Raw genomic sequence first — 6,420 nt, 5'->3', positions numbered from 1 at the left:
ATATCGATGAGCTGCTCCAGCACGAAGTTGTGTGGTGGTGGACCCATACCCCGATACGCGGTGGTGGGAACCTTGTTGGTCGCGACGAGCGTGAGGTCGTACCCAGCAACAGGAATCGTGTAACAGCCGGTGAAGCACGTCAGCGGCTTCACCGCCCCGAGCGACGAGTAGCCTTCTCCGGTGGCCCCGAGGTCCTCCACGAGCTTGACCTTGAAGCCGGTGAGCGTTCCATCGTTTTTCACCGCGAGCGAAGCCTCATAGAAGCGATCCCATGCCTGGCCGCTTCCCCCGACCAGATACTCCATACGGTCTTCGATCCACTTCACCGGGCGCCCGCCGGCCTTGCGGGAGAGCAGCGCACTGATGTCCGTGCCCCGGTACCCCATCTTGCCGCCGAAGCTGCCGCCCCGCGGATGGCTGATGAGCCGCACCTTGTTCAGCGGCAGCCCGAGCACCAAAGCTCTCCCAATGGCGATGAGCGATGGCGATTGGAACGTGCCGCGACAGGTCACGCTGCCCTCCACCGGATCCCACTCCACGATCACACCGAAGGTCTCCATTGGATTGGCGCCGACGCGATGCCAGCGGAACTTCTCGGTGAACACGTGGTCGGCATCCCGGAACGCCTGCTCCACATCGCCCCAGGTGAAGACCTTCTGGAACATGATGTTGTTGGCGTGTTGCTCGAACAGGCGCGGGCTGTCGGGTTGTATCGCCTGCAGTCCATCGACCGCCGGCGGCAGCGGGTCGTAGTCCACGGCAATGAGTTCCACAGCGTCCTCAGCGACGTACCGGCTGGTGGCCGCGACGGCCGCGACCGGCTCGCCCACGTAACGCACCTTGTCCGTCGCCATGCAGTGCGTACCCCACCCCTCCGGGACGGTACCCGTCGGGAAGCTCCAACGCAGCGCATCTTCACCGGTGACCACGGCCACTACGCCGGGCAGCTGTTCCGCCGCACTCGTATCGACGTGCTTGATGCGGGCGTGGGGGTAGGGGCTGCGCAGGATGGCGCAGTGCAGCATCCCCGGCAAGCGCACGTTGTCGATGAACTCCGTGCGTCCGGTCACCAGCGAGCGGTCCTCCACTCGTTCGACCTCGCGTCCCACGAAACGCAGTGAACTGGTCGGCAGATCTTCCAGCTTCTTTGGCACGTCCATCCGTATTCCCCTTTCGCGCATGCCCCGACTCCCACCGTGCTCCGACGAACGGCCACCGCATGCTGCGGCGGAACGGGCATGTTGTATGACGGCGGAAAAGCAAGTATCACATTCTCATAAATTCAGGGAGGAGAATCACATGGCGGAAGAGCTCAAGGACTACAGTGCTCCTTACAATCCCGACCTCAAATTCGAGGATTTCTCCAAAGAGGCGCTCGTCAGACTCATCAAGGCATATCGCACGATCTTCGTCGGCCTGATGGGGATGTGGAACACGAACAACCGTAAGCGCATGAGCCTCGAGGAGGCCTTCAACTTGGACGCCGAGGTCTACGAGCGGGTGCTGCGGAAGTTCTATCTCCCGCTCCTCAGGGAGGCGATGAACATTCAGGGAGACGACGTCCTGGCGCTGCTGAAGATTTTTCAGGTCGCTCCGGACGGCGCCGGCGGGCAATTCTACGAGTTCGAACACGACGTCAAGAGCCCGGACCATGTCGTCCTCACGTTCACCCGCTGTCCAAGCCTCGCATACTTTGAAGCGACGGGAACCGACAAGGACGTCCAATGCCTGTGCGGACCGGGCGGCGTCGAGGACCGGGCGTTCGCCCAGTTCTGCAAACTCACCAACCCCAACATGACGTCCACGGCCCTGCAGGTCCCCCCACGCAAGAACAAAGACGGCATCTGCTGCAAGTGGGAGTTCAAGGTCAACCGGCCGCAAACTGCTTAGAGTCCAATCGCCTTTTCGAGCGCCTGTAAGTGCAGCGGCGCGCTACTCGTCACCCAGTGGAGCGCCGAGGATGTCCTCGAAGACGCCGAGCGCTTCTTCCACCATGTCGAACACGATTTGCCGGCACGGCTTCATCGAGGTGACGAAGTCGACGCCTTGGCCTGCCGCTTCGGTCATGAACGACTCGATGTTGTGATCCATCACGGCTTGCTTGACCTGGGCGAACAGCAGCAACTGGTAGGGTGCGGGTGCCGGCGGCGGTGCATCGGGTCGCTCCCATTCCTCGTGCCACTTGCACTTCACGGTACGCATCGTGAAGCCCGAGATGCAGGCCGAGTATGCGGTCTTATCGGCCGTGGTCTTGAGGATCAACTCCTTGATCACCATCTCCCTGTCGGACTCGCGCGACGGGAGCCAGAGGGTCCCGCACCACACGCCCGACGCGCCCAGCGCGATGGCACCCGCCAGGTGGCGGCCGGTGGTGACGCCGCCCGCGGCGACGACCGGCCTGTCTCCCGCGATCGCCGCCACTTGCGGCACGATCGAGAACGTCCCAATCGGGCCGGTGTGGCCGCCCGCATCGAAACCCTGCGCGACGATGACGTCGACGCCCGCCTCGAGCTCTTTCTTGGCTTGCCGGACCTTGCCGACGAGCCCCCACACCTGCATGCCACGCTCGTGCGCCGCTTCGACCACAAATGCGGGGTTGCCGAGGCCAGATGCCAGCACCGGCACCTTCAGGTCGAGCGCCACCTCGAGTTGCTTGCGCGGCATGTCCTGTGTCATCCAGCGGAGGTCGTACAGCTCCGGCCGGTTCTTGGGCGGCGGAATATTGTGCCGCTGTATGATGTCGTCGGTGAAATCGCGCTGCGCCTTCGGGATCTGGGTGAGCAGCTCCTCGATCGAGCCCGCCGGCGGTACGGAGGCAGGGAAGACCAAGTCGATCCCGTACTTCTTGTCGCCGATCTTTTCCTTGAGCCACCTGAGGTCCTGTTCGATCTCCTCCGGCGAGTGATGCGTCTCGCCGAGCACAGCGAATCCGCCGGCGTTGATGACCGCGGCTGCAACATCCTTGCAGTGGGTGAACGCCACAATCGGGTACTCGATTCCAAGCGAATCGCACAATTTGGTGTGTAATGGATTCCTGGCCACGATCGTCGTTGTCCTTTCCGGGAATGATCTCGGCTGTCTCGGTCGGTTCGGTGTAGCGGCGGCCGATCATGGCCAACTCCGGCTTCGAAATCAAGGAGGTCTCGCAGCGAATGCAATCCTAAGCGCTTGACTCCGCTGTCGAACCGGCTCACAAGGTCGCCCCTGAAGAGTGTGAGGCAAACGCATTATGGCTGACGGCGCGCTCCAGGGCATCCGGGTGATTGAGTTGGGTCAAGGTGTGTCGGCGTCGTTCTGCGCCAAGTTGTTCGCGGACTATGGCGCTGAGGTAATCAAAGTCGAGCCGCTACAAGGCGACGTCGCCCGCCGGTGGGGTCCGTTTCCGGGCGACCAGCCGCATCCGGAAAAAAGCGGGTTGTTCTTTTTCCTGAACACCAACAAGCGCGGTGTCACCCTGGATGTCGGCACGCCTGACGGGCGCAACCAACTGCTCAGGCTCTTGGAGCAAGCGGACGTGTTCATCGAGAACAATCGGCCGCCGCAGATGCACCAGTGGGGGCTGGATTACGCCGCCATCGCCGCGATCAACCCCGATCTGGTGATGATCTCGATCACGCCGTTCGGCCAGACCGGGCCGTACGCCGACTGGAACGGGTACGACCTAAACGCCTTCCACTTGTCTGCCGCCGGGAGCCGCTACTGCGGCCGTCCGAAGGAACCACCGCTGCAGCACGGCACCTTCTCGGCAGACTTCTTCGGTGCCTACGTCGCCGCCGCGTGGGGCCTGGCCGCCGTGTGCGGGCGCACGCGCACCGGGGGCCAACACCTGGACGTCTCGTGCGCGGAAGCCGTGGCCGCGTTGTTCGTCGGGGCGCAGAGTATCGGCGGCTATGCGCAGGACAGAAAGTTCGAGACACGCACGGGTGTGGGCATGCCGCTGGGTGCGCCCGCGACGATCCTGCCGTGCAAGGACGGCCACGTTTGGATGATGGCCCTGGAGCCGGGGCAGTGGAACGGGCTGCGCACGGCGATGGGCAACCCTGAGTGGGCCGACCTGGAAATGTTCCAGGACATGTTCGTCCGCGCCCAGAATGCCGACATGATCTACCCGCTCATCGAGCAGTGGACGAGCGAGCACAGCAAGCAAGAGATCATGGATCTGTGCCAGGCGAACGGTTGTCCCACGACGGCACTGTTCACCGTCGCCGAAGTGGTGGAGCATCCGCATCTGAAGGCACGACGATACTTCGTGGAAATCGAGCATCCCGTGCTCGGCCGCGTGCGCACCATGGGTGCGCCGATTCGGTTGCCCGAAAGCCCGGGCGGGCCGCGCGCGGCAGCGCCCCTGCTGGGAGAGCATAACGGCGAGGTGTTCGCGGCGCTTGGTCCCGAGACAGGCCCCCACCCTAACCCGCCCCCGTTGCCGGAGGTGGCAACAGGGGCGGGGACTCGGAAGCGCACCCGGCCACTTGCCGGTATTCGCGTGGCGAACTTTGGATGGGGATGGCTCGGGCCGGTGGCGGGTCAAACGCTCGGTTTCCTCGGTGCCGAGGTGTACAAGATCGAATCACGCACGCGCGTCGACATCAATCGCACGCTGCCTCCATTTGCCGAGGGCATCCGCGATCCAAATCGTAGCATACAGAACCACGCCTGCTGGGCCGGGAACGGCAGCGTCACCATCGATCTGAAAAAACCCGAGGGGCAGGAACTGGGCCGGCAACTGGTGGCGCAGTGTGATGTCGTCATGGAGAACTTCGGGCCGGGAGTCATGGACAAGCTCCACCTGGGCTACGAGGATCTGCGTGCCGTGAACCCGGACATCATCATGGCCTCGATGCCTGCCGCCGGCCTCTTCGGGCCGCTCAAGGGTATCCGCACCTACGGCATGAGCTTGAGCAGCATCACCGGCTTGGACAGCATCACGGGGTATCTCGGCGAGCCGCCGATTCCCGTGGAGAACGCGTTCGCCGACCCGCTCGGTGGCGTCATCAGCGCCTTCGGCGTGCTGCTTGCCCTCAACTACCGTGACCGCACCGGCAAGGGGCAGCACATCGATTTCTCCCAGCAGGAGGGGGTGATGCAACTGATCGCCCCCGCGTTCATGGACTACGTCATGAACGGCCGCGTCGCTGGCCCGATCGGCAACCGGCACCCGCTCGGCGTCGCCGCTCCGCACGGCGTCTTCCGCTGCGCCGGCAAGGGCGAGGACGATGACCGCTGGATCAGCCTCGCGGTGCTCACTGAGGACGAATGGCAGGGCTTGGTGAAAGCGATGGGCAACCCGGCATGGGCGCAGGTGCCGGAGTTTGCCGATGCCGCCCGGCGCGTCGCGAATATCGACGTGTTGCACGAACGGCTGTCGCAGTGGACCCGCAACTTCGACGACCGCACGCTGGCGCAGCGGCTGCAGGCCCATGGTGTAGCGGCGGCACCCGTGCTCAATGTGGCTGACCTGCTCAACGATCCGCACTACAAAGCGCGGGGCACGTTCATCGAGGTGCGACACCCGCTCGGATTCACGGAAACGATTTACGGGGCATACGTGAAGACCACCGGGTTCAAGGCCGACGTGCGGCCGGGGCCGTCGATCGGCCAGGATAACGACTACGTCTTCAAGAAGCTGATGAAGATCACCGAGGAACGCTACCGCTGGCTGCTCGACCACAAGGTCATTTTCTAGGGGCTGCGCCCGGCGTCGGTTCGACGGGACCGCTCCCCGCCCGCACTCCAGAGGCTTCCGGCGGACGTGTTGGGTCGCTGCGAGCTGCAAGTCCGACAGGCTGCTAGGTCGCGCCCCGTGTGAAGTGAGACAGTGATGATGCCTTTAGAAGGAATACGAGTGTTGGACCTTTCGCGGTACGCGCCCGGACCGTATTGCACCATGCTGATGGCGGATCTGGGCGCGGATGTGATCGTCGTGGAAGAGCCGCCGGCCGCCGCACGGCGGGTCGATGCCGCGATGGGCGTGAGCGACCGACACAAGGCGTTTCTCGCCATGTACCGCAACAAGCGATCCGTGGCCCTCGATCTGAAGAATGAGGCGATGCGTGAGGCGTTCTTCCGCCTCGTGGACCGAGCCGATGTGGTGGTGGAGGGCTTTCGCCCAGGAGTCACGGCGCGCCTCGGCGTCGACTATGAAACGGTGAGCCGGCGCAACCCGCGCGTCGTCTACTGCTCCATCAGCGGCTACGGTCAGACCGGGCCGCACGCGGGACTGGTGGGGCATGACCTCAACTTCATCAGTCTCGCGGGTGTGCTCGGGATGATCGGTTGGCCGGGCCAGCCGCCGGCGATTCCAGTGAACATCATTGGGGACTTCGCCGCCGGTGGCCTGTTTCCCGCCTTTGCGATTCTGGCCGCGCTGCTCGCCCGCCAACAGACGGGCCGCGGGCAGTACGTCGATATGGCCATGAGCGA

At 64.0% G+C, this 6,420-nt stretch carries 5 protein-coding genes; 3 read left to right on the top strand and 2 right to left on the bottom strand.

The features are described from left to right. A partial coding sequence (locus VF515_19235; protein ID HEX7409769.1) for a molybdopterin cofactor-binding domain-containing protein occupies positions 1 to 1,160 on the bottom strand: 1,160 nt, incomplete at its 3' end. Between the two features lie 139 nt (positions 1,161 to 1,299). Here VF515_19235 and VF515_19230 point away from each other — a divergent pair. Beyond that, positions 1,300 to 1,890: a hypothetical protein gene (locus VF515_19230; GenBank protein HEX7409768.1), complete on the top strand. Its 591-nt coding sequence runs from the start codon at positions 1,300 to 1,302 to the stop codon at positions 1,888 to 1,890. A 42-nt stretch (positions 1,891 to 1,932) separates the two neighbouring features. Here the strand turns inward: VF515_19230 and VF515_19225 are convergent, their stop codons facing one another. Next, positions 1,933 to 3,042 carry a nitronate monooxygenase gene (locus VF515_19225; protein ID HEX7409767.1) on the bottom strand — a complete coding sequence of 370 codons (1,110 nt, stop codon included), beginning with the start codon at positions 3,040 to 3,042 and terminating at the stop codon, positions 1,933 to 1,935. Positions 3,043 to 3,229: 187 nt separating this feature from the next. On the opposite strand from VF515_19225, the gene VF515_19220 reads away from it, so the two are divergent. After that, positions 3,230 to 5,683, top strand: coding sequence for a CoA transferase (locus VF515_19220; GenBank protein HEX7409766.1), 2,454 nt, complete (start codon positions 3,230 to 3,232; stop codon positions 5,681 to 5,683). Positions 5,684 to 5,818: 135 nt separating this feature from the next. Continuing rightward, positions 5,819 to 6,420, top strand: a 602-nt coding sequence (locus tag VF515_19215; GenBank protein ID HEX7409765.1) for a CoA transferase, incomplete at its 3' end; no start/stop codon positions are given.

It is taken from the genome of Candidatus Binatia bacterium (genome assembly GCA_036382395.1).
GTDB lineage: Bacteria > Desulfobacterota > Binatia > HRBIN30 > HRBIN30 > JAGDMS01.
The sequence above is the reverse complement of the archived record's forward strand: the minus strand, read 5'-3'. Positions and strand labels throughout refer to the sequence as shown.

Excerpts from the sequence above, each read along its gene's own strand:
- VF515_19230 (HEX7409768.1), top strand. The coding sequence starts at position 1,300 with ATGGCGGAAGAGCTCAAGGACTACAGTGCTCCTTACAATCCCGACCTC.
- VF515_19220 (HEX7409766.1), top strand. The coding sequence starts at position 3,230 with ATGGCTGACGGCGCGCTCCAGGGCATCCGGGTGATTGAGTTGGGTCAA.